Origin of the sequence: Paenibacillus arenilitoris (genome assembly GCF_014705655.1) — a bacterium.
GTDB lineage: Bacteria > Bacillota > Bacilli > Paenibacillales > Paenibacillaceae > Pristimantibacillus > Pristimantibacillus arenilitoris.
In genome coordinates this window covers 65,498-86,129 of sequence record NZ_JACXIY010000019.1, presented here as the reverse complement: position 1 = coordinate 86,129, position 20,632 = coordinate 65,498, and the positions used below count along the sequence as shown (strand labels likewise).

The 20,632-nt window shown below is 56.5% G+C and carries 22 protein-coding genes; 14 read left to right on the top strand and 8 right to left on the bottom strand.

Annotation, left to right across the window (positions count from 1 at the left end; translation table 11 throughout):
- Positions 1–14 precede the first annotated feature (14 nt).
- Both IDH41_RS17105 and IDH41_RS17100 read right to left on the bottom strand, forming a co-directional pair.
- Positions 15–476 carry an SRPBCC family protein gene (locus IDH41_RS17105; RefSeq protein ID WP_190863115.1) on the bottom strand — a complete coding sequence of 154 codons (462 nt, stop codon included), beginning with the start codon at positions 474–476 and terminating at the stop codon, positions 15–17.
- Positions 460–783 carry an ArsR/SmtB family transcription factor gene (locus IDH41_RS17100; protein WP_190863114.1) on the bottom strand — a complete coding sequence of 108 codons (324 nt, stop codon included), beginning with the start codon at positions 781–783 and terminating at the stop codon, positions 460–462. The genes IDH41_RS17105 and IDH41_RS17100 overlap by 17 nt, the downstream gene beginning before the upstream one ends.
- Positions 784–993: 210 nt before the next feature.
- Between IDH41_RS17100 and IDH41_RS17095 the strand changes: the two genes are divergently transcribed.
- The 3 genes from IDH41_RS17095 (at position 994) to IDH41_RS17085 (ending at position 2,882) form a co-directional block, all read left to right on the top strand.
- Positions 994–1,443 carry an SRPBCC family protein gene (locus IDH41_RS17095; RefSeq protein WP_190863112.1) on the top strand — a complete coding sequence of 150 codons (450 nt, stop codon included), beginning with the start codon at positions 994–996 and terminating at the stop codon, positions 1,441–1,443.
- Between the two features lie 63 nt (positions 1,444–1,506).
- Complete coding sequence (locus tag IDH41_RS17090) at positions 1,507–2,451, top strand: AraC family transcriptional regulator (RefSeq protein WP_190863110.1); 945 nt, start codon at positions 1,507–1,509, stop codon at positions 2,449–2,451.
- A 26-nt stretch (positions 2,452–2,477) separates the two neighbouring features.
- Complete coding sequence (locus IDH41_RS17085; protein WP_190863108.1) at positions 2,478–2,882, top strand: DUF1761 domain-containing protein; 405 nt, start codon at positions 2,478–2,480, stop codon at positions 2,880–2,882.
- A gap of 567 nt (positions 2,883–3,449) precedes the next feature.
- Here the strand turns inward: IDH41_RS17085 and IDH41_RS17080 are convergent.
- Both IDH41_RS17080 and IDH41_RS17075 read right to left on the bottom strand, forming a co-directional pair.
- On the bottom strand, positions 3,450–4,295 hold the full coding sequence (locus IDH41_RS17080) for an aldo/keto reductase (protein WP_190863106.1): 846 nt from the start codon (positions 4,293–4,295) through the stop codon (positions 3,450–3,452).
- Positions 4,296–4,307: 12 nt separating this feature from the next.
- Positions 4,308–5,513: an MFS transporter gene (locus IDH41_RS17075; protein WP_190863104.1), complete on the bottom strand. Its 1,206-nt coding sequence runs from the start codon at positions 5,511–5,513 to the stop codon at positions 4,308–4,310.
- Positions 5,514–5,669: 156 nt separating this feature from the next.
- Here IDH41_RS17075 and IDH41_RS17070 point away from each other — a divergent pair, with 156 nt between their 5' ends.
- Positions 5,670–6,032 (top strand): winged helix-turn-helix transcriptional regulator, encoded by a 363-nt coding sequence (locus IDH41_RS17070; protein ID WP_190863102.1) that lies wholly within the window; start codon positions 5,670–5,672, stop codon positions 6,030–6,032.
- A gap of 78 nt (positions 6,033–6,110) precedes the next feature.
- Positions 6,111–6,851, top strand: coding sequence for a Bax inhibitor-1/YccA family protein (locus IDH41_RS17065; RefSeq protein WP_190863101.1), 741 nt, complete (start codon positions 6,111–6,113; stop codon positions 6,849–6,851).
- A 31-nt stretch (positions 6,852–6,882) separates the two neighbouring features.
- Here the strand turns inward: IDH41_RS17065 and IDH41_RS31815 are convergent, their stop codons facing one another.
- Genes IDH41_RS31815 through IDH41_RS17050 form a run of 4 tightly spaced genes read right to left on the bottom strand, consistent with a single transcriptional unit; the run spans position 6,883 to position 10,943 of the window.
- Positions 6,883–7,011, bottom strand: coding sequence for a hypothetical protein (locus IDH41_RS31815; protein WP_263364588.1), 129 nt, complete (start codon positions 7,009–7,011; stop codon positions 6,883–6,885).
- Positions 7,012–8,109 (bottom strand): GerAB/ArcD/ProY family transporter, encoded by a 1,098-nt coding sequence (locus IDH41_RS17060; protein WP_190863099.1) that lies wholly within the window; start codon positions 8,107–8,109, stop codon positions 7,012–7,014. It abuts the gene before it with no gap.
- Positions 8,110–8,151: 42 nt separating this feature from the next.
- On the bottom strand, positions 8,152–9,327 hold the full coding sequence (locus IDH41_RS17055) for a Ger(x)C family spore germination protein (RefSeq protein ID WP_190863097.1): 1,176 nt from the start codon (positions 9,325–9,327) through the stop codon (positions 8,152–8,154).
- Positions 9,328–9,344: 17 nt separating this feature from the next.
- A complete protein-coding gene (locus tag IDH41_RS17050) occupies positions 9,345–10,943 on the bottom strand; it encodes a spore germination protein (RefSeq protein ID WP_190863095.1) in 1,599 nt (532 codons plus the stop codon).
- Between the two features lie 164 nt (positions 10,944–11,107).
- On the opposite strand from IDH41_RS17050, the gene IDH41_RS17045 reads away from it, so the two are divergent.
- From IDH41_RS17045 to IDH41_RS17005, 9 genes are all read left to right on the top strand, one after another.
- Positions 11,108–11,791 carry a FadR/GntR family transcriptional regulator gene (locus IDH41_RS17045; protein ID WP_190863093.1) on the top strand — a complete coding sequence of 228 codons (684 nt, stop codon included), beginning with the start codon at positions 11,108–11,110 and terminating at the stop codon, positions 11,789–11,791.
- Positions 11,792–11,883: 92 nt separating this feature from the next.
- Entirely contained in the window at positions 11,884–13,212 is a 1,329-nt protein-coding gene (locus IDH41_RS17040; protein WP_190863091.1) for an ABC transporter substrate-binding protein, read from the top strand.
- 70 nt (positions 13,213–13,282) lie between these two features.
- A complete protein-coding gene (locus IDH41_RS17035) occupies positions 13,283–14,149 on the top strand; it encodes a carbohydrate ABC transporter permease (protein WP_190863090.1) in 867 nt (288 codons plus the stop codon).
- On the top strand, positions 14,149–14,976 hold the full coding sequence (locus IDH41_RS17030) for a carbohydrate ABC transporter permease (protein WP_190863088.1): 828 nt from the start codon (positions 14,149–14,151) through the stop codon (positions 14,974–14,976). The genes IDH41_RS17035 and IDH41_RS17030 overlap by 1 nt, the downstream gene beginning before the upstream one ends.
- Before the next feature lie 24 nt (positions 14,977–15,000).
- The gene (locus IDH41_RS17025; RefSeq protein ID WP_190863086.1) at positions 15,001–16,161 is read left to right on the top strand and encodes a trans-sulfuration enzyme family protein; all 1,161 of its coding nucleotides are present in this window, start codon (positions 15,001–15,003) and stop codon (positions 16,159–16,161) included.
- 283 nt (positions 16,162–16,444) lie between these two features.
- Complete coding sequence (locus IDH41_RS17020; protein ID WP_190863084.1) at positions 16,445–18,019, top strand: spore germination protein; 1,575 nt, start codon at positions 16,445–16,447, stop codon at positions 18,017–18,019.
- Between the two features lie 3 nt (positions 18,020–18,022).
- Positions 18,023–19,201 (top strand): Ger(x)C family spore germination protein, encoded by a 1,179-nt coding sequence (locus IDH41_RS17015; protein ID WP_190863082.1) that lies wholly within the window; start codon positions 18,023–18,025, stop codon positions 19,199–19,201.
- 42 nt (positions 19,202–19,243) lie between these two features.
- Positions 19,244–20,380, top strand: a complete 1,137-nt coding sequence (locus IDH41_RS17010; RefSeq protein WP_190863080.1) for a GerAB/ArcD/ProY family transporter — start codon at positions 19,244–19,246, stop codon at positions 20,378–20,380.
- Entirely contained in the window at positions 20,377–20,610 is a 234-nt protein-coding gene (locus tag IDH41_RS17005) for a hypothetical protein (protein ID WP_190863079.1), read from the top strand. Before IDH41_RS17010 ends, IDH41_RS17005 begins: the two co-directional genes overlap by 4 nt.
- Positions 20,611–20,632 lie beyond the last annotated feature (22 nt).

Sequence of the window (20,632 nt, the reverse complement as noted above, 5' to 3'; positions counted from 1 at the left end):
TCCTCTACATGGATTTAGTGCATAGCCTGCTCGGACCAAGGGTCTTTGCCCGGATCCATTCCTTGCCCAAGCGTCTGGATGCGGGCCATATAATGCGTCCAGCCCTGCTCGTGCGAGGCGATTTCCTTCGCGGTCGGCAGACCGTAATGCGTCAGCGTCAGCAGCGTCCCGTTACGATGGGACGTCAGCTTGAATTCGACGGTGCTGGATCCGGGGGGCACGGTCTTTGATTTCTCCCAGCCCCAGGTCATGACGATCTTCTCGTTCGGAACGATCTCCTTGTACTCGCCCATCGCGATGTCGCTGCCGTTAATATCGATCCGGTACTTGCCGCCGATGCTCGGATCGAGCAGGACATGGCGTCCCATCCATCGAACGAGCTTGTCCGGGTCGGTGAAGAACGCAAATAACGTCTCCGGCCGGCATTCGATAAACAGTTCTTTCGTAATCGCATCATTGCTATGGATTGGATTCATGCTTTCTCCTTTCTTCTTCTTCCGCGGCTTCCTTCAGGCGCAGCAAGCTGTCGTCCCAGAAGCTCTCGATCAATTGTCTGATTTCCGCGAAGCCTTCCCTCCTAATGCCGTAAAATCGTTTGGTGCCCGCCCGTCTGACGACGACGAGGCCGGCTTCCTCCAGTACTTTGAGATGCTGGGAAACGGCGGGAGCCGAAATGTCGAAATGCGACGCGATGGCGCTGGAGGCAAGCTCCCCGTCGCGCACGAGGTGCAGGATTTCCCTGCGCCTCGGCTCCGCTATGGCTTGGATGGCTTTATCGATCATGCCATTAATTTAGCATACACTTAATTAAGTGTCAACTAAAATAATGCTTGCAATCGGAATGAACATCCTATATTCTGACCTTGGATGCGGCGGCGATACGCGATACGCGGCGTCCTGCGGGAGATAAAGCGCGAAGGAGAGGAATTCGATGCCGGTATTGCATACCGATGATGGGCATACTGTATTGAAGACGAACGGGGGACCGGGGCCATGGTAGACGTACGAACGGAAATGATCATTCAATGTCCGCGCGACCGGGCGGCGGCCTATGCGGCCGATCCGGACCGCGCCCCCGAATGGTACGAGAATATCAAGTCGGTGGAATGGCGGACGCCGAAGCCTCTCGCCGTAGGCTCTCTGGTCGCTTTTCAGGCGGACTTTCTAGGGAAACGGCTTGCCTACGTTTACGAGATCGCGGAATACGTCCCGGGCGAGCGGCTCGTCATGCGAACGGCCGACGGGCCTTTCCCGATGGAGACGACGTATGTCTGGGAAGCGGTCGACGACCGATCGACGCGAATGACGCTGCGGAACAGGGGCAATCCGAAAGGGTTCTCGATGATCGCCGCCCCGTTCATGTCCGTCATGATGCGGCGCGCCAACCTGAAGGATTTGAAAAAAATCAAAAAAATACTTGAAAACCGAAGCGTCAGTCCCTAGGATGGGTACTGATGCTTTTTTTGAACGGAACGTCAAGCCATTACGCGAACAGGAGCCATCGAAATGCCGGATCTCGACCACGAGCAGCGCGCTTTGATCAACAAAGTGCTGGACTATATCGAAAGCCATCTGGATCAGCCGTTAACCTTGGAGAAGCTGGCCAAAATATCCACGTATTCGCCGTCGCACTTCCACAGGCTGTTCGCCGAGCGGATGGGCGAGACGCCGGCCGATTACGTGAAGCGGCAGCGGCTGGAGAAGGCGGCCCACGACCTGATCTACGAGCCGAAGCTGTCCGTTACCGAAATCGCCTTGAGATGCGGATTTTCTTCTCTGTCCTATTTCGCCACGGCCTTTACCGAGCGGTACTCGCACAGTCCGAGGGCGTGGAGAGAAGGGACGTATTTGGAGAAATTCCCGAGGCGGTATCTCCATGGCAAGAAATCGAAACAAAATAGCAGAAACGAGCAAGAAACCGATGCCGATAAAAGCTATACTCGTTTCCAGTGGGTCGACCTGTCGAAGGTTCGGACGGAGGTGTATCCGGAAGCCTTAACCGTTCTCAACCACCGGTTCGGAGCGTATACGGAGCAGCTCGAGGCGGCTTGGGAGCGAATCTACCGCTGGGCCGAAGCGAGGGACTTCATTGCGCCGGATACCCGGCTGCTCGGCGTGCCGAGGAATAACCCGTACCTTACGCCGATGGACAAATGCCGGTACGATTGCTGCATTGCCTTGCCCGAAGGGGCGAACGTCGGCAGCGACGCCGAGACGGCCGTCATACAGGGGGGCAAATTCGTCGTTTACGAATTCGAAGAGCCCATCGCTTACAGCCGGCGCGATTTGCTGATCGAGTGCTATTCGGAACTGTACAGCTTCTGGCTGCCGCGCAGCGGGTACCGGTACCTCGGAAACCCGGTGGAGCGGGTGCGGATTACGCCGAAGGCGGGCACGCTCGATCTCGACTGCCGGATCACGGCCATTACGCTGCCGATCGATCCGAAATAACGATTGTTACGGAGGAGACATCATTCATGGCCATTTCTTTCGCCGATTTGAACTATTGGGCCGTGCTCGCGGGCGCCGTTTTCTACATGGCCTTCGGCGCGCTGTACTTTTCGCCGATTCTGTTCGGGGGGAGCTGGACGCGTCTCAACAACATCAAGGACGGTCATATGAGCAACCCGCTCATCTATGTCGCGTCTACGGCAACGGCGTTTCTGAGCTCGCTTCTGATCGCCGTTCTCGTACAGGCGACGAGCTCGGACGATCCGGCAACGGGACTCGCGACCGGGCTGATCGTCGCGCTCGCGATCGCGCTTGTTTATTTGAAGAACGCGGCGTTCGGCCTCATGCCGAAAAAAGTATACGCCATCGCCGTCTGCGAGCACGCCATATCCTTTGCGGCGCTCGGGCTATTGCACGGCTTGTGGCATTGAAACGAGGAAGAGCGCCCGGTCGGGGCGCTCTTTTTATAAATATAAGAGTTTAAAAGTTTTGCACTTATAAATGAGCTTATATTTCATCGCGAAACGAGCTTTTGCCGCCAAAGGACGGCACCGAACCGAGCTGCGCTAGATGCAGCTAGCGGTTCGTGCGTAGCGTCAGCCGTTTACACTTGATTCGCCGCCGTAACGGGCCGCTGCCGTCGCTCGCAGTTCATTTCAGAAATTGAAACTATTTTCAAAAATAGCAGACTCCGCAGCCGTTTAGTTTCGATAACTGAAATTAAACCGCACGATAGGTGGTTCGTACCACTGTTTGCCGAGGCTTAAGCGCAATAATTGAAATTATTGCACCAAATTTAGAGCCAGATGATCGATTAGTTTCAATGATTGACACTAAGCTCGGCTTCCGATTGCTTCGATTGAAACTATCGATCGGTGTCAGTCGCGTTAGGCGAATTTATCGCCATCATGTGCCCATCGGGCTCGGGCAAGCCGACGCTAATGAACGTTAACCCCCATCCTGCCGCTATGCAGGTTTTGGTACGGGCGGGTTTTTGTTCAAAAATCGAAGTTATCCGGATCGGGGCCGACGCGGCGATGGCGGTTCAATCCGTCGATTCGCGCCATATCCTCGGGGCTTAGCTCGAAATCGAATACTGACGCGTTCTCGATCATGCGGCGCTCCTTCGTCGATTTCGGAATCGTGACGACTCCGTGCTGAAGATCCCAGCGCAAAATAATTTGAGCGGCGGATTTGCCGTATTTGGCCGCGATGTCCGCAATCGTCGGATTATCCAGCAGCCCGCCTTGCATGAGCGGCGACCATGCTTCGAGCTGAATGCCGTGCGCCGCGCAGAAGGCGCGCAGCTCCGGCTGCGTTAGCCGCGGATGGAACTCGACCTGGTTCACCATCGGTTTGATTTCCGCGTCCCGCAGCAGGTCCTCGAGATGGTGGATATGAAAATTGCTGACGCCGATCGCTTTGACGCGCCCCGTTTTGTACAGCTTTTCCAGTGCTCTCCACGCCTCTTTGTATTTGCCCTGCACGGGCCAATGGATCAGATATAGATCGAGGTAATCGAGGCCAAGCTTCGCAAGGCTCGTCTCGTAGGCGGCCAAGGCCGATTCGTAGCCGAGATCGGCATTCCATACCTTCGAGGTCACGAAGAGGCTTTCCCTTGCGAGGCGATGCTCCCGCATGGCCTCCCGGAGTCCTTGTCCGACGCTCGTTTCATTATCGTATATGGCAGCCGTATCGATGCTGCGGTAACCGTGCCCGATCGCGGTCTTGACCGCCTCCGCGAGCTGCGGACCGTCCTCGACCTTGAACACGCCGAGCCCGAACCAGGGCATCTGCGCGCCATTGCTAAGTTTGACCGTATCTTGCAAATGTTTTGCCGTCATGATGATTTCCTCCTACACCGAATAGGTTTGGTTAAGCGAGCCGTCCTTCTTGTCCAATGCGCGGGCCCATCCCGTCAGGACGACGGCCCCCAGCACCATTAAAGCGCCGACCCATGTCGTATGAATGAGCCCGATCGCGTCCGTCACGACCCCGCCCAGGTAGGCGCCGATCGCGATGCCCGCGTTGAACGCGGCGATATTGACGGCGGACGCGACATCCTTCGCCTGCGGCGCGAAGCGTTCGGCCAGCATGACCACGTAGACCTGCAGGCCGGGCACGTTCATGAAGGCGAGCAGCCCCATGAAGAAGACGGCGATCAAGCCTGCGATCTTGAAAGGCGCGGCGAAGGCCAGCGCAAGCAGGACGGCGGACTGGACGAGGAACATATAGAACAAGGCCGCTACGGGCTTGCGGTTGGCCGCTTTGCCTCCGATGACGTTGCCGATGGCGATCGCAATGCCGTACAGCAGCAGAATGACGGCAACCGTCCGTTCCCGGAACCCGGTTATCTCGTGAAGAAGCGGGGATAAATAGGTAAAGACGACGAACGTTCCGCCGTATCCGAGCGCCGTAATGGCGAACGCAAGGAGCAGCCGGCCGTTCGCGACCAGCTTAAGCTGAGCGCTAAGCCGCGTCTTCGCTCCCTTGCTTAACCGGGAAGAAACGAGCAGCAGGTTCGCCAGGAAAGCGACGATGCCGACGCCGACGATGGCGAAGAACGCGGCCCGCCAGCCAAGCTGCTGCCCGATGAACGTGCCGAGAGGCACGCCGGTCACCGTAGCGACGGTCAGGCCGGAGAACATGATCGCGATCGCGCTTGCCCTCCGGTCCTCGGGCACCAGATCGGCCGCGATGGTGGAGCCGATCGACATGAAGACGCCGTGCGCGAGCGCCGAGACGACGCGCGCGGTCAGCAGAAGGGCGATTCCGTCCGCGGCCGCGGCGAGCAGGTTGCCCGCGATGAAGACGACCATGATCCACAGCAGCAGCGTTTTGCGCGAGATGCCGGAGGTCAGGGAAGTGAGCACGGGCGCCCCGAAGGTTACGCCGAGCGCGTACAGGGTGACGGTTAATCCCGCGGTCGTAACCGATATATGAAAGTCTTCAGCGATAAGAGGCAGCAGCCCGACGCTGATAAACTCGGTCGTTCCGATGGCAAAGGCGCTGACCGCGAGCGCGAGAAGCGCCATGGTGCTCCTTTTTTTCTCTATCTTCATTCGTTCCACTCCCGAATGGTTGTATTGGCCGGCCGGCAAATGCTATTATGGATTATTCGGTTGTCCATGAACAGTACGTACTTTGAAGTGATATAGGCACCAAAAAGTACTCTATAGGCATATTTGTAGCAAATGAAGGATGAAGAGGCGGCGCAAATGATCAAGAAAAAATACAATATTTCGGTGGAAGCGACGCTCGAGGTGATCGGCGGCAAATGGAAATGCGTCATCCTGTGCCATTTGACGTACGGGAAAAAAAGGACGAGCGACCTGAAGCGCCTCATGCCCGGCATTACGCAAAAAATGCTGACCCAGCAGCTGAGGGAATTGGAGCAGGACGGCATCGTGAACCGGATCAGCTACAACCAGGTGCCGCCGAAGGTCGAATACGAGCTGAGCGAGTACGGCTGGAGCCTCAAATCGATTTTGGACTCGTTATGCGATTGGGGAGAGAAGCATATCATTAAGGAATACGGCGACAAATACGCGGTGCTCGAGGACAATATTTTGAATAAGTGACCTGCCTATGAAATTTCTGGGATGTTATGGGGAAATATGATAGAATCATCACAAAATCTACGATAGGGGGATTATCCAATGATCGGTCGCAGCGGCAATCCGACATTGAAAGAAAGCACGTTCAGACAAGCGGGGCATTACTCCGGCCAGAACGCCATGACGATCGAAGGGACGGTGAACAAGGCGTTCATCATGCTCGCCCTGCTTCTGGGCGGCGCGTTCTCGACCTGGTCGATGTATTTCAACGGGCAGAACGTCGTGCCCTACGCCGTCGGCGGGGCGATCGCGGGACTCGTCCTTGCGCTGATCGTCAGCTTCAAGCCGACCTCGGCACCTTATTTGGTGCCGGTATACGCCGTGCTGGAGGGCTTGTTCCTCGGCGCGCTCTCGGCCAATTACGAATCGCTCTACAACGGCATTACGCTGCAGGCGGCGCTGCTGACGATGGGCGTGTTCGTCGCCATGCTCCTCGCCTACAAAACCAGAATCATCAAGGCGACGGAAAATTTCAAGCTCGGCGTATTCGCCGCCACGGCCGGCATCGCGCTCGTCTACCTGCTCAGCTTCATTCTCGGGCTGTTCGGCGTCAATATCCCTTACCTGCACGATAACAGCTGGATCGGCATCGGCATTTCGCTCGTCATCGTCATCGTGGCCGCGCTCAATCTCGTGCTCGATTTCGACTTCATCGAGAATGGCTCGCGGCACGGCGCGCCGAAGTACATGGAGTGGTACGGCGCATTCGGCCTTATGGTGACGCTCGTATGGCTGTATATCGAGATGCTTCGCCTGCTCTCGAAGATTTGGAGCCGCGACTAGCCGCCGGTTAGAGGGGGGCCGCCGCCCTCCGCTATTTTTTGTTCCATCTGATCCAGGTGAGACAGGATAGCAGGAGCGCGGCGGCTCCGAACGCCATGGACACGACCCACGGATAATGAACGAACATCTGCGCCCCCCAAGGCCATAATACGTCCTTCACTTAAGTTCCCTCCTTCAGCTTCTTACTCTTCTTCCACGCAAAGGGCAGCAATAGGACCGGAATTCCGATCATGAGCGGTATCCAGACGTAATATTGCAGCTCCTCGAAGCCCGATTGGATATGCTCGACGATGTCGTTGGACATCGTAATGCCTACACAATACGAGACGGCGGCAAGCGGAACGATAATGCGCCGATCGTTCTTGACGAACGCCAATTGCCGAAAGGCGAAGACGCAGCCGAACATATAGAACGACAGCTTGAAGAACGTCGTGACGATGAAGAACATGAGGCCGAGCGCGTCCAGGTTCTCGATGAAATCGCCCACGCTGATGAGCCGCAGCATCGATATGGTCGGATAGATGCTTCGCTTGTACACGCCTTCTCCCAAAGTCGTAATGATCAGGAGATTCAGCACGGTCAGAAATAATCCGCTGCAGAAAACGACGGACACCGATACTTTGGCTGCTTTGCGCCGGTTGACGACGAGCGGCCAGAACATCGCGAACAGGAGCGTCTCTCCGAAGGACTGCATAACGCTGAGCGGCCATACGTTCCGCCAGATGCGCGCCCAGCCTTCTCCGGCCACGGGCAGCAGAAAGTCCGCATGCATCGTGCCGGAGGACAGAAGCAGGATGATCTGCAGCGCGTACAGCGCCGTTACGATCGGCACGAGAATGCCGGCGATGCGGAAGAGCACCTCGATTCCGTTGAACAGCATATAGACGGCCACGAGCATGAACATGGCCAGCACGGCCCATTCCGGCGTGTCGGGGAGCATGATCATATTGATCGTGAACTTCAAGTCGGCGATGATTCGGCTCGCGTCGTAGAAAAACAGGACGAAGTAAAGCCAGGCGATCGGCACGCCGACATAGCGGCCGAATAAGGCGGGGAACCATTCGGTCAGCATGAGGCCGTCCTGCAGCCGCATCAATACGGTGAACAGATAGACCAGACACGCTCCGAACGCGGTCGAGAGCAAGGTGCAAATCCAGGCGTCCCTGCCCGCGCCGGAAGAGAACCCGAAGATGATCGTCGTGCCCTGCTGGAAAAACAAAATGCCGCAAAACAATTGATAGAGCGAAATTTTCGTCATCGGTTCACCGTCCTCCGGCCAAGGGCCGCACCCCATGTAAATTCATTCCCTTTCGGTAATCGGCTCGTTGATCATTCCGACGCGGACGATATGGACGTTGGCGCCGACCTGAAAGTCGAAAGTCCGCAGCGATTCGTTCCATCCGGACCGATGCTGCTTCCACTGCCCGGGATGCGTCATGTACAGCGAGCGGCCAATCCCGATAAAATCCGTTTCGTATTGCTGGGCCTTCCGGCAGGCCGTCAAAATCCGGTTCTCGATATCGTGCTTGAACAGCGATTCCACATAAGTCAGATTGTTCAATTCCTTGAGCGACAGCGGCGACTGGTTCTCGTAAATGTCCAGCTCGGTTTCGACGCGCACGTCCACTATGAACGATTGGCCCGCCCGACGGACCTTGAGCCTGGAGCGCGCCTTCTGAACCTCTCCGCTTATTTTGCCGCCGCCGCGTTCATCGGGGATATCGACGGTGATGACCCCTTCCTCCATCTCGTCGCGAAGCCAGAGCACCCCTCTCGTCTCCTCGGCATTGAGCCATCCGATCAGCCGGTTCCCGCGCATGACGCCCATGCCCGTCAGCTTCAGACTCGTCAGCTTCTCCTTCGAGGCCGATTTCACCTCCGCCGGGACGACCTCGATGCGGGGGGCGTACGCCTCCCGGCCTGTCTCCAGAAACATATTGATGAACTCGTTCAGTCGCACGTGCACATTGACGCCCGTCTTCATCTCTTCCTTGATGATCTCGGCGGTCAGCTTCTCGAATTTCGGCTTGAACCGGAGAATATCCGCCGCTTCCTTCTTCGTGAACAGGACGTAACTGCGCATTTGCGTCTGCCTGGAGCGCTGGAAGAAGTCCAATATGGCCAAAATGTCGGACTTGGCCAAGCTTTCCCCGATGACGATCGCCCGGTTGTGCGGATAAAAAATGTTCCGCGGCAGTTTTTTTTGAATATTGCGGAACGCGTCCATGATCGTCTCCCCTTCGTCGGACACGACCCAGCCGGACGTTTGCTCAAGTTCCCCGCCGCCGCCCTGACCGGTATTGCCCACCGTTCTCGGGACCGCCAGCAGCAGGGAAACCTTCAGCCGGCCCGACTTCAACCGGTCAAGGCCGGTTGCGGTTACGATGGCGATATCGTTCACCTCCGTCCGGCTCCAGCAGCCGGTGAGCAGGCATGCCAGGGCGATCACGGCGATGACCGGCGCCGACTTTGCCATCCCAATCGCCTCCTTGTTCAGCCCTTGCGTTCCGGTTTGCGCGGACGCAGGCCTCGTTTCATTCGGTTCGGATTCATGCGGGCCGTCTCCATCGGCCGCCACCACATCGCCCACCACGGCGCCCGGATGAGGACGTCCTTCAGCTCGCTCGCCCGCAAGGGGGAGACCGGCGACAAATAAGGCACGCCGAAGGAGCGGAGGCCGGCGAGATGGATAAGCAGCGCGAGCAAGGCGAGCAGGATGCCGTACAGTCCCATCGTCCCCGCAATGATCATAAGCGGGAACCGGAGAAGCCGGACGGCTACGCCTAAGCTGTAGGCCGGGAAGATGAAGGAGGCGATCCCCGTGAACGATACGACGATGACCAGGGTGGCCGACACGATGCCGGCTTGCACCGCCGCCTGGCCGATGACCAGCGCACCTACGATGCTTACGGCTTGACCGACCGGACGAGGAAGACGCACGCCGGCTTCGCGCAAGCCTTCGAAGGCCAGCTCCATCAGGAACGCTTCGACGATCGCCGGGAACGGCACCGCCTCGCGCGAGGCGGCGATGCTGAGCAGCAGGGAGGTCGGCAGCATCTCCTGATGGAACGCGGTGATGGCGATATAGAGGGACGGAAAGACGAGCGCGCTGAACGCAAGCCATAACCGCAGCCATCTGGTCACCGTCGACGGGATGAAGCGCTGGTAGTAGTCCTCGGACGCTTCGAGCAGATCGAACATCGTAACCGGCACGACGAGGGCGAAGGGCGTATTGTCGACGAGAATGCCGACCTTCCCTTCCAGTACGAGGCCGGCTACCCGATCGGGCCTCTCCGTATTCATGATTTGAGGGAAGATGGTGAGCGGGCTGTCCTCGATCAGCTCCTCCAAGTACCCGCTCTCCAGAACGGCGTCGATGTCGACGCGCTTGATTCTCGCTTTCACCTCGTCGACGAGCTTCGGATCGGCGATGCCTTCCACGTAGACGAGCACGATCTGCGTCTTGGAAATCCGGCCGGTCTGCATCGCCTCCATCTTGACGTTCTTGTCCTTCAGCCGCCTGCGGATGAGGCTCGTATTCGTCCTTATGTTCTCCGTGAATCCGTCTCTTGGGCCTCGGATAACCGGCTCGGAGGGCGATTCGTCGATCGATCGCGACTCCCATTTCTGGGTGCCGATGAGCAAGGCTTCCTTGACGCCGTCCAGCAGCAGCGCCGTCTTGCCGCCCAGGATATGATCGGCGATGCTCCCGATAAGGCGGTCCTTCGTCGTCTGTGCGGCATGCACAATCTGCTCGTCGATGCGGCCGAGCATGGCGTCCACGGGCGCATCCTTCAGCGCCTGCCCCGTCGATTCCTGCAGCAAAGCCTTGAGAATATCGGTATCGATCCGGCCGACGTCGCACATCCCGTCCAAATAGATAAGGGCGGCTTTGCGCGGGCCGGCCAGCCGGATTTCCCGAAACACCATGTCGGACAGGCGATCGAAGCAGGATTTGAACGTTGCCAGATCGGACGCGAGGTCGCCGCTTAGCGCTTGGCCGTCCGCTTCTTCCTGCGCGGGAGCTGCCGCGGCCGCGTCTTTGCTCTTATCCGGCTTCCAATCGCGGCTGCCCTTGAACCTGAGCGGCATAGCGGCCTTCCCCCCATCTCCCTTAAGGATGTATGACTTGGGTTATTATGGCCAAAAAGGCGGGTTTTATGAAGAAGAAGCGGACGGAAATTGACAACGTTTTCCGCTTTCCTATACAATCTTCCTATCAGACAGGCAGTAAGCTGGAGGCGTAGATAGAGAGAATGAGAAAAATACAAAAGCTGCTCGTGCACGAGCTCGTATCCCAGGAAATTCAAAACTATATTCAAGAGAAAGAGCTGAAGGAAGGGGACAAGCTGCCTTCCGTGGAAGAGATGACGCAGATGTTCGGAGTCGGCCGCTCCTCGCTCAGGGAAGCGCTGCGCTACCTGGAGGCGATCGATATCGTCCGCGTGGAGAACGGCAAAGGGATTTTCGTCCGGGACGTCGACACGTTCCGCTTCACCGGCAAGGTGAAGGTCGAGCGGGAGCGGGATTTTCTGCTGAGCACGCTGGAGGTGCGCAAGGCGCTGGAAGGCAAGGCGGTCGAGCTCGCTTCGAACCGGATAACCCCGATTCAGATCAAGGAGCTCGAAGCTTGCCTCGAGGAATACCGGATATTGAAGGATGGCGGCAAGGATACGTCGCAGATCGACCTGGCGTTCCACCGTTACGTCATCAAGGCGGCGGATAACGTCATTCTGGAGACGGTCATGGACTCGATCTCCGGCTTATACGAGAAGTTCTTTAACGAGCCGCTCGGCGACAAGCAGCTGTTCGACGAAACCTACCCTTTCCATATTACGATGTTCGAGGCGATCGCCGCGCACGATACGGAACGGGCGATGGCCGAATTCAATAAAATGATGGCCTGCATCGAAGAAAAAATAAGAGCGTTTCAAATGTAAATTTTTTGTTGACACCGCCGAGAAGGCGCCCCTATAATCAACCTATCAGACAGGGTGACTGTATGATACATTTGGGAGGGGGACGATAGAGCATGACGGGTTACAGGAAATGGCTTGCTCCTGCGCTCGCCGCGGCCATGACGACGGCTTTGCTGGCAGGCTGCAGCGGCGCTAAGGAGAACGACGGGTCCGGCACCGGCAACGGAGCGGGAGAAGAACAAGTAACGCTTCGCATGATCGAGAGCTTGACGAGTCCGAAGCGGACCGAGCTTATTCAAGCGATGATCAGCAAGTTCGAGGAAGCGAATCCGAACATTAAAGTCGAATTTATTTCACCCCCGTTCGATCAGGCCGACAACAAAATCAGAACGATGCTTGCGTCGAACGAAACGCTCGATATTTTGGAAGTCAGAGATTTGAACGTGGCCGAGTTCGTCAACAACGGCTACGTCGAACCGTTGAACGCATATACGGAGAAGTGGGAGGATTTCGCCACGGTAGGCGCCGTGCCGAAGTCCGTCGGCGCGGTCGGCGGAGAGCTGTATTTCGTGCCGAACGGCCTCTACCAGCGCCAAATGTTCTATCGCCAGGATTGGCTGAAGGAAAAGGGGCTGAACGTCCCGAAGACGTGGGACGAGCTGTACGAGGTCGGCAAGCAGCTGACCGATTCGGCCAAGAACCGGTTCGGCTTCTCCTTCCGCGGCGGCCCGGGCGCGAACGGCAACTCCGACGCGATGATTCTTGCTTTTAACGGCGACAACGTGAATCTGGACGACTCGATGTTCACGAAGGACGGCGCGACGATCTTCTCGACGCCGGAAGCGAAGACGGCGCTGGAGCTGTACCTCAGCCTCTACAAGGACGCGTCGCCGCCGGATTCGATCAACTGGGGCTTCCAGGAGCAGGTGCAGGCGTTCACGTCGGGCGTAACCGGCATACTACTGCAGGATCCGGACGTCATTCAGGTCGTGACGGAGAAGATGGAGGAGGGCACGTGGGCAACGGCCCCGATGCCGACCGGACCGGACGGCAAGGCGCTCATCTCCGCCGGCGGAGCGGGATGGGGCATCGCGGCGAACTCCGAGCATAAGGAGGAAGCCTGGAAGCTGATCGAGTTTCTGTCGAGCCCGGAGGAGAACACCGGCTTCTCGAAGGATTTCGGCCTCATTCCGATCCATACGAGCGCGACGGAGGACGAATTTTTCAAGACGGGCCCTTACAAGACGCTCATCGACATGACGAACAAGCCCGATACGTTCGTGAACTATAAAGCGCCGTTCGAATACCCGGGCACGGGACAATGGGGACAGGTCGCGATGGAATCGGGACAGTCGTTCCTGCTCGGACAGACGGGCGCGGAAGAGATTCTGAAGCAGTGGGACGCCTATTGGGTCGACCAGAAGACGAAATTGAACAAGTAAGCGAAGATGGGCGGTCGAGGCCGCCCATTATCATTTTGTCCGAGGCGGTGAGGTCTTGAAGAGGCAAAGAATGTTGATATTGTCGGGGCTGATTCCGGCTCTGCTGCTAGTGCTTGCTTTCACCTATTATCCGTTCCTTAAGGGCATCGTGATGGCCTTTCAGGAATATAAGCTGTTCGATCTGCGCAACGTGCGCTTCATCGGCTTCCGCAATTTTACGGCCGCGTTCTCGGATCCGAAGTTTTTGTCGGCGCTGCAGAACAGCGGGTATTGGGTGTTTTTCTCGCTCGCGTTCCAGTTCCTGTTCGGCCTGACGCTGGCGCTGCTGCTGAAGAAGCCGTTCAAGGGCCGCGGCGTCTACCAAGGATTCATCTTCTATTCCTGGGCGCTGTCGGGGTTCATCATCGGCATGATCTGGAAATGGATGTTCAACTCCCAAATCGGCGTCATCAACGACCTGCTGCTTCGGATCGGCCTGATCGAGGAGCGGATCGGCTTCCTGTCGGATCCGAGGTGGGCGATGTTCTCCGTCATCGCCGCCAACGTCTGGTACGGCGTCGCCTTCTTCGCGATCATGCTGCTGGCCGCTCTGCAGTCGGTGCCGCACGAGCTGTACGAGGCGGCGGACATGGACGGGGCGAGCGGGGCGCGCAAGCTGTGGAACGTCACGCTGCCGTACATTATGCCGACTATTATCGCGACGACGCTGCTCCGGGCGATATGGATCTTCAACGACCCGACGATCATCTACGGACTCACGAACGGCGGGCCTGCGGGCAGTACGCATATTTTATCCTCGCTCATGCTGGACAAGATCATCTACGGCGGCGATTACGGGGCGGCATCGGCCATCGGGGTCATCATGATCGCGGTCCTGCTGCTGTACACGATCTTCTTCTTGTCGGTCACCAGGGCGGAGAAAGCGGGGGATTTCTGATGAAGCTGCGGCTGATGGGCCTATCCAAAATCGTTTATTTGACGCTGCATCTGCTCGTGATGGTATTTCCCCTGTACTGGATTATCGTTACGTCGCTGAAGCCGCAAAAGGACATTTTCTCGTTTCCGATCCGGTACTGGCCGGAGCGGCTGTCGTTTGAAAATTACGAGAATATATTCAAAATATCCAAGTTCCACGTCTACATCGGCAACAGCCTGCTCGTGTCCGTTACGGCCGCCGCGATCGTGCTCGTCATTTCGATTCTGAGCGCTTACGTGCTGGCGCGCTTCGCCTTCCGCGGGCACAAGCAGATCATGCTGGCGTTCATCGCCACCCAGATGCTGCCGGGGTTCGTCGCGCTCGCGCCGCTTTACTTCATGATGAGCAGCATGGACCTGATTAACAGCCGCCTGTCGCTGATCCTGATGTATACGGTCGGCCTCATCCCGTTCTCGACCATCATGCTTCGGGGCTTCTTTCAGCGGATTCCCTCCTCGCTCGAGGAGGCGGCAATGATCGACGGCTGCTCGCGCTGGTCGGCGCTCGTCCGGGTCGTCATCCCGGTCATGCTGCCGGGCATTGCGTCGACGTTCATCTTCGCCTTCGTGCAGAACTGGAACGAGCTGTTTCTGGCCGTCATGTTCATCGACAGCGACGCATTGAAGACGCTGCCGGTCGCGATGAACTCCTTCATTTTGAAATTCGACGTGGATTGGGGAGCGATGTCGGCCGGAACGGTGTTATCCATTGTACCGACCATTCTCTTGTTTGCGTTTGCCCAGCGGTTTATTGTGGAAGGCTTGACGCAAGGGGCGGAGAAAGGATGAAGAAGAAGGAGGGCTGCGAGGCATATGAGACAAGAAAGAGAGCGTTTTTTCACCAAGGCGGCCTATGATCCCGTTGACGAGAGGCATCACGGCGCGATCCACGTTCCGATCTATCAGAACAGCCTGTTCGCTTTCGGAGGCTACGACGAGTTCGAACGGGCCATGAACGGTCTTCAAGACCATCATGTCTATTCGCGCGGCAATAACCCGACCGTGCAGTATTTGGAGCGAAAGCTTGCGGACATGGAGGGGGCGGAAGCGGCCAAATGCTTCGCGTCGGGCATGGCGGCCATCTCTTCGGCCATCCTGTCGGTCGTCGGCCAGGGGGACCACGTCGTCGCGACCCATCAGGCTTACGGTCCGACCAGGCAATTTCTAAGCCAATTCTTAAGCCGGTTCGGCGTGGAAACGACGTACGTCGACGGCAGCTCGATGGCCAATTGGCGTGCCGCCGTACGGCCGAATACGAAGCTGCTCTACCTGGAGAGCCCGACGACGATCATGTTCGAGCTGCAGGAGCTTGCCGAATGCGCGAAGCTTGCGGGAGAGATCGGCGCGCGGACGATCATCGACAACACGTGGGCGACGCCGTGCTTCCAGAATCCGCTGGCGCTCGGCGTCGATCTGGTCGTCCATTCGATCTCGAAATACATCGGCGGGCACAGCGATTGCATCGGCGGCGTCGTGCTCGGGTCGAAGGAGCTGATGGACCGTGTCGCGGACAACGAATACATGCTGCTCGGCGGCATTATGACGCCGCAGACGGCGGCTCTCGTATCCAAGGGGCTGCGGACGCTTCCGCTGCGCATGCAGCGGCACGAGGAGAGCGGGCTTAAGGTAGCCGAATATCTCGGCAAGCAGGACTACGTTGCGCGCGTCAACCATCCCGGACTGTCCGTCCATCCGCAGCACGAGCTCGCCAAGCGGCAAATGTCGGGCTCCAGCAGCCTGTTCTCCTTCATCACGAACGAGCCGAGGGAGAAGCTGAAAGCGTGGGCAACCCGGCTGCGGTATTTCAAGATCGCCGTCAGCTGGGGCGGGTTCGAGAGCCTGGTGACGGTGAACAAGCTGGCGGCAGGCGCGGAGGAGGAGACGTCCTCGGTCGTCCGCCTGTACGTCGGATTGGAGGATCCGCGGGATCTGATCAACGATTTGGAGCAGGCGTGGAAGGATGCCGCCGAATAAGAGCAGAACGTATAAATTCTAATAGTTGAAGAAAGCCGCCCGGCTTCCGGAGGCCGCTATAACGTCCCTTTACAGGTAAAAAGGCACAGTTTCTCAAATTTTGAGGAGGCTGTGCTTTTTAATTATGTTCCGTCGGATCAACGGACTGGTTGACTTCTCATTTGTTTATGGGCAGCATCATATGCCCATCGAGCCTTCCCCCGATCCATACTGTGCATAAATACCAATTATCTTCGAAATAATAAGCAGAATTAACTCTTTGTTACAGGACTGAGATTCCGTCATGACAAAATCACTCTTCCGCAATAAGCAGACTAAGAAGCTGCAAAATGTTTCCCTACAGGAAGACCTCGCCTTGAGTGAGAATATGAATGCCACTCAGGCGCTGCTCGAGAAGGCGTTTGAGAACTGCTCGGATGTCGTATTCCGTCAGGTGAACCTTTTCGGGGAGCGCAAAGCTCTTCTGGTGTATATCGAAGGGATGGTCGACCGCCAACTGCTCGATCAAGGTTTGCTGCATACGGCATTGAACAGCCTTAACGGATATCAGGAAGAGCCGTCAGTCAGCATGAGCAGCCAATTGGATCAGGCTTTGACGGTCGGCCGAGTTTTGGCGGCTTTGACATTGAATCAGCTTGCGAAAGGCGTACTCGACGGCAATGTGGCGCTAATACCTGACGGCGCGAAATCCGTTCTAATCTCCGGCATGGATCAGGCGCCTTCGCGCAGCGTGGAAGAGCCTCAAATGGAGCCGCTTATCCGCGGTCCGCGCGAAGGGTTTATCGAACAGCTCCAAACCAATATTATCATGGTGCGTAAACGGCTGAAGACGCCTCGTCTGAAGATCGAATCGTTTACGGTCGGAGAGCTATCACAAACAAAGGTAGCAGTCGCTTATATCGAAGGCATCGCCACTGACTCGGTCGTGGAGGAGGTGCGCAGCCGCGTGTCGCGCACCCGAATTGACGCGGTCGTTGAATCTGGCTATATCGAGGAGTTTATTGAAGATCTGCCCTACTCTCCATTTCCGCAAGTGCAGAACACGGAGCGGCCTGATACGGTTGTGGCCAATCTGCTTGAAGGTAAAATTGCCATTCTCGTTGACGGAACGCCTATTTCCCTTCTTGTGCCGATGACATTATGGACTGCGATCCAAAGCTCGGAAGATTACTATGAACGCTTCATGATCGGAACGTTCCTTCGATGGGTGCGATTTGTTTTTTTTCTTATCGCCCTGCTGCTGCCCTCGATCTATGTTGCGATCTCGACGTTCCATCCGGAGATGATTCCGACCAATCTATTACTCAGCATTGCCGGTGCGCGCGAAGCAAGTCCCTTCCCGGCGCTTGTGGAAGCGCTGCTTATGGAAGTTACATTCGAAGCGCTCCGGGAAGCCGGAGCCCGCTTGCCGAGGCAGGTCGGCTCGGCGATCAGCATTGTCGGAGCCCTCGTTATCGGGCAGGCTTCTGTCCAGGCAGGCATCGTATCCGCCCCGATGGTTATCGTCGTTTCCATCACAGGGATCGCAAACTTCGCCATTCCGCGGTTTAATGTGGCGATCGCCGTCCGTTTGCTGCGCTTCCCGCTCATCCTGCTCGCCGGTACCCTTGGACTGTACGGCATCGGTATCGGACTGCTCGGCTTATTGATTCACCTAAGCTCGCTTCGGTCGTTCGGCATTCCATATTTATCGCCAGTGGCTCCGTTAACAGCAGGCGGATTGAAAGACGTCTTGATCCGTGCGCCTCATTGGGCTATGAAGCTCCGCCCCCGGTTGACAGGTTACCAAGAACCGCTGCGCGTTCCGCCGGGACAGAAACCGGGTCCGCATCATTCGGGAAGGAACGAGGGGGAATGAGACATGTTTCGTAGAGGATCGGTCGTAATTATTCTTATTACCATGATCTTTGTATGCACGGGCTGTTGGGACCGTATGGAAATCAACGATATGGCGCTGGTTATGGCTTCCTCCATGGATCTGGAGGAAAACGGCCGCTATTCGGGTACGGTTCAAATGGTCATACCGGCCCGACAAATCGGCAATACATCGCAAAAGACTAAGCAATATTTTGTCGAATCGGGAACCGGATCCAGTATTCAGGAATTGATTGCGACAGAGCAGTCTAAGCTGTCACGCAGGCTGTTCGTCGCGCATCGGCGGGTCCTGTTTATTGGGGAGAAACTCGGGCGTCAAGGGATCAAGGATTTTCTCGACCATTTCGGCCGCAACCCGACGACACGTCTGCGTACGTATGTGGTGCTCGTTAAGGGAGGAGAGGGGAAAAATGCGCTTAACATCGACTACCCGCTTGAGTTCGTCCCGACGGAAGCGGTCAGGGAGATGGAGAAACTGGTCGGCGGCATGGCGGTAACGATGCGTGATCTGTTCCTGGCAGCTTCAGGGGAAGGAATAGAGCCGGTAATGGGCGTCGTTGAATTGACGCGAAGCTCGGAGAAGGTTAACGCGGGGAATACGAGAAAAACGTTCAATTTGACCGGAACCGCGGTTTTCAAGGATTTGAAGCTGGTCGGTTATTTGAACGCCCGGGATACGCAGCTGATGATGTGGGTAACCGGAAAGCTGAATTCCGGCATGCTGACGGCCAGGCTGCCTGATCGAAAAGGCAGCGCCAGCATAAGACTGACCTCCGCCAAACGGACTGTCGTGCCATCGATTCAGGGCGGCAAGGTGAAATTTACGATTCAACTGGAAGGGCAGGGAACGGTCGAAGAGAATAAGAGCGGCCTTGATCTGGCAAACCCCAAATACTTGCATCTGATAGAATCCGCGCTCGAAAAATCGGTCCCCGGCGAGACCCGGAAAATGATTGAACTCGTGCAAAAAAAATATAATTCCGACATTTTCGGGTTTGGCGAGGTGCTGCATAAGAAAAAACCGAAAGTCTGGAGAAAGCTAAGACACAGTTGGGATGAACTATTTGCGAATGCTGAATTCATCGTGAAGACCGACTTTGAAGTAACACGGGCGGGAATGATAGGACCGCCGCTCCAGTTGAAGGAGCGAGAGATCGTGAAATGAAGGCTCAACGGATTGCAAATTCGATAAAAAAAGGATGGTTCTATGGAACGGGGTAATGAACAAATCCCCAGCACCGGGCTCGCTGCGGTCATGTTTATGTTTATTGTGGGAAGCTCCCTCACCGTGCCGCTGGCGGCCGTCGCCGGACACGACGCCTGGATTTCCATTCTTCTCGCCATTGCCGTCTCGTGCGGCATCGTCTGGGTGTACACCACCTTATGCCAGCTGTTTCCCGGCAGGTCTCTCGTTGAGATCGGCAGCGATCTATTCGGCGCATGGACCGGTCGCATTCTCGGTCTTTGCTATGCGTGGTACAGCTTCCATCTCGGCGTGCTTGTTCTTCGCGCATTCACCGAATTCATTATGATGGTCGCCCTGCCAAAGACACCGCCTCTAACCGTTTCCGCTGCCATGATGGCCATCGTCCTTTGGGTAACCTATTCGGGCGTGGAAACGGTATGCCGCTGCTCCCTCGCCATCCTTGCCTTTGTGTTGCTGGAAGGCATTGTTTCCATGATCCTTATGGGTGGAAACTTTGAAGCCGGGAACTTGCTGCCGATCATCGATAGGGGGTGGAGTCCGATTGTACAGGGAATGACCGAACTGGTCGGTTTTCCGTTCGGAGAAACGATCTTATTTGCCATGATCATCCCGCATCTGAACAAAGTCGGGCAGGCGAAAAGAACCGTAATTTGGACGCTTATAGCCGCCGGCTCACTGCTGCTTCTCGTCAATTTGCGCAATACGCTTGTATTGGGAGAGCTGTCGTCCAGATTGATCTATCCGAGTTATACCGCATACCAGTACATTTCCATCGCCGATTTCATCGAACGGGTTGAACCGATTGTGATCGTAACATGGGTAACGGGCGTATTTATCAAATTGAGCGTCTGCTTGTATGTGGCTGCCAATTCGCTTTCAACGGCTCTGGCCGGCAGCCGGTTCCGAACGTATCTTGTTCCGCTCACTCTATTGATGATCGAGTTTTCCCGCTTGATATATCGGAACAATACGGAACTGATCCAATTTGCAACAAATGTGTGGCAGTGGTATTCCGTACCTTTTCAAATTCTCGTTCCGGTGCTTCTGCTTTTGGCTGCGTTGTTTGTAAAAAGAAAACGAAATACGGCCCGCCGTTGCAAAGAAGAAACCGGATCGACGGAGGCCGCTATCGAATGAAGACATTAAATATCGCTTTATTCACTGTTCTTGCTGCAGCACTCATCTATGTGCAACTCCTGGCATTGCTCCCCGAAGGAAAGAAGAAGGAGGCGGCCTATTATGCGGTGCTGATGCTTGCGGCCGTAGTGATCGGCTCGCTCCTAATTGCCGGCATCCCGGTACCGAGCCCAGCCTTTCCTTTACGGGCAGTGTTTGAACCGGTCGGCCGATGGTTTTTTCCCGAATAGCCGATTTTCGCAAAAAAAGCTG

Coding starts and splice junctions, on each gene's coding strand:
- IDH41_RS17105 (WP_190863115.1), bottom strand. CDS start 476: ATGAATCCAATCCATAGCAATGATGCGATTACGAAAGAACTGTTTATC.
- IDH41_RS17100 (WP_190863114.1), bottom strand. CDS start 783: ATGATCGATAAAGCCATCCAAGCCATAGCGGAGCCGAGGCGCAGGGAA.
- IDH41_RS17095 (WP_190863112.1), top strand. CDS start 994: ATGGTAGACGTACGAACGGAAATGATCATTCAATGTCCGCGCGACCGG.
- IDH41_RS17090 (WP_190863110.1), top strand. CDS start 1,507: ATGCCGGATCTCGACCACGAGCAGCGCGCTTTGATCAACAAAGTGCTG.
- IDH41_RS17085 (WP_190863108.1), top strand. CDS start 2,478: ATGGCCATTTCTTTCGCCGATTTGAACTATTGGGCCGTGCTCGCGGGC.
- IDH41_RS17080 (WP_190863106.1), bottom strand. CDS start 4,295: ATGACGGCAAAACATTTGCAAGATACGGTCAAACTTAGCAATGGCGCG.
- IDH41_RS17075 (WP_190863104.1), bottom strand. CDS start 5,513: ATGAAGATAGAGAAAAAAAGGAGCACCATGGCGCTTCTCGCGCTCGCG.
- IDH41_RS17070 (WP_190863102.1), top strand. CDS start 5,670: ATGATCAAGAAAAAATACAATATTTCGGTGGAAGCGACGCTCGAGGTG.
- IDH41_RS17065 (WP_190863101.1), top strand. CDS start 6,111: ATGATCGGTCGCAGCGGCAATCCGACATTGAAAGAAAGCACGTTCAGA.
- IDH41_RS17060 (WP_190863099.1), bottom strand. CDS start 8,109: ATGACGAAAATTTCGCTCTATCAATTGTTTTGCGGCATTTTGTTTTTC.
- IDH41_RS17055 (WP_190863097.1), bottom strand. CDS start 9,327: ATGGCAAAGTCGGCGCCGGTCATCGCCGTGATCGCCCTGGCATGCCTG.
- IDH41_RS17050 (WP_190863095.1), bottom strand. CDS start 10,943: ATGCCGCTCAGGTTCAAGGGCAGCCGCGATTGGAAGCCGGATAAGAGC.
- IDH41_RS17045 (WP_190863093.1), top strand. CDS start 11,108: ATGAGAAAAATACAAAAGCTGCTCGTGCACGAGCTCGTATCCCAGGAA.
- IDH41_RS17040 (WP_190863091.1), top strand. CDS start 11,884: ATGACGGGTTACAGGAAATGGCTTGCTCCTGCGCTCGCCGCGGCCATG.
- IDH41_RS17035 (WP_190863090.1), top strand. CDS start 13,283: ATGTTGATATTGTCGGGGCTGATTCCGGCTCTGCTGCTAGTGCTTGCT.
- IDH41_RS17030 (WP_190863088.1), top strand. CDS start 14,149: ATGAAGCTGCGGCTGATGGGCCTATCCAAAATCGTTTATTTGACGCTG.
- IDH41_RS17025 (WP_190863086.1), top strand. CDS start 15,001: ATGAGACAAGAAAGAGAGCGTTTTTTCACCAAGGCGGCCTATGATCCC.
- IDH41_RS17020 (WP_190863084.1), top strand. CDS start 16,445: ATGACAAAATCACTCTTCCGCAATAAGCAGACTAAGAAGCTGCAAAAT.
- IDH41_RS17015 (WP_190863082.1), top strand. CDS start 18,023: ATGTTTCGTAGAGGATCGGTCGTAATTATTCTTATTACCATGATCTTT.
- IDH41_RS17010 (WP_190863080.1), top strand. CDS start 19,244: ATGGAACGGGGTAATGAACAAATCCCCAGCACCGGGCTCGCTGCGGTC.
- IDH41_RS17005 (WP_190863079.1), top strand. CDS start 20,377: ATGAAGACATTAAATATCGCTTTATTCACTGTTCTTGCTGCAGCACTC.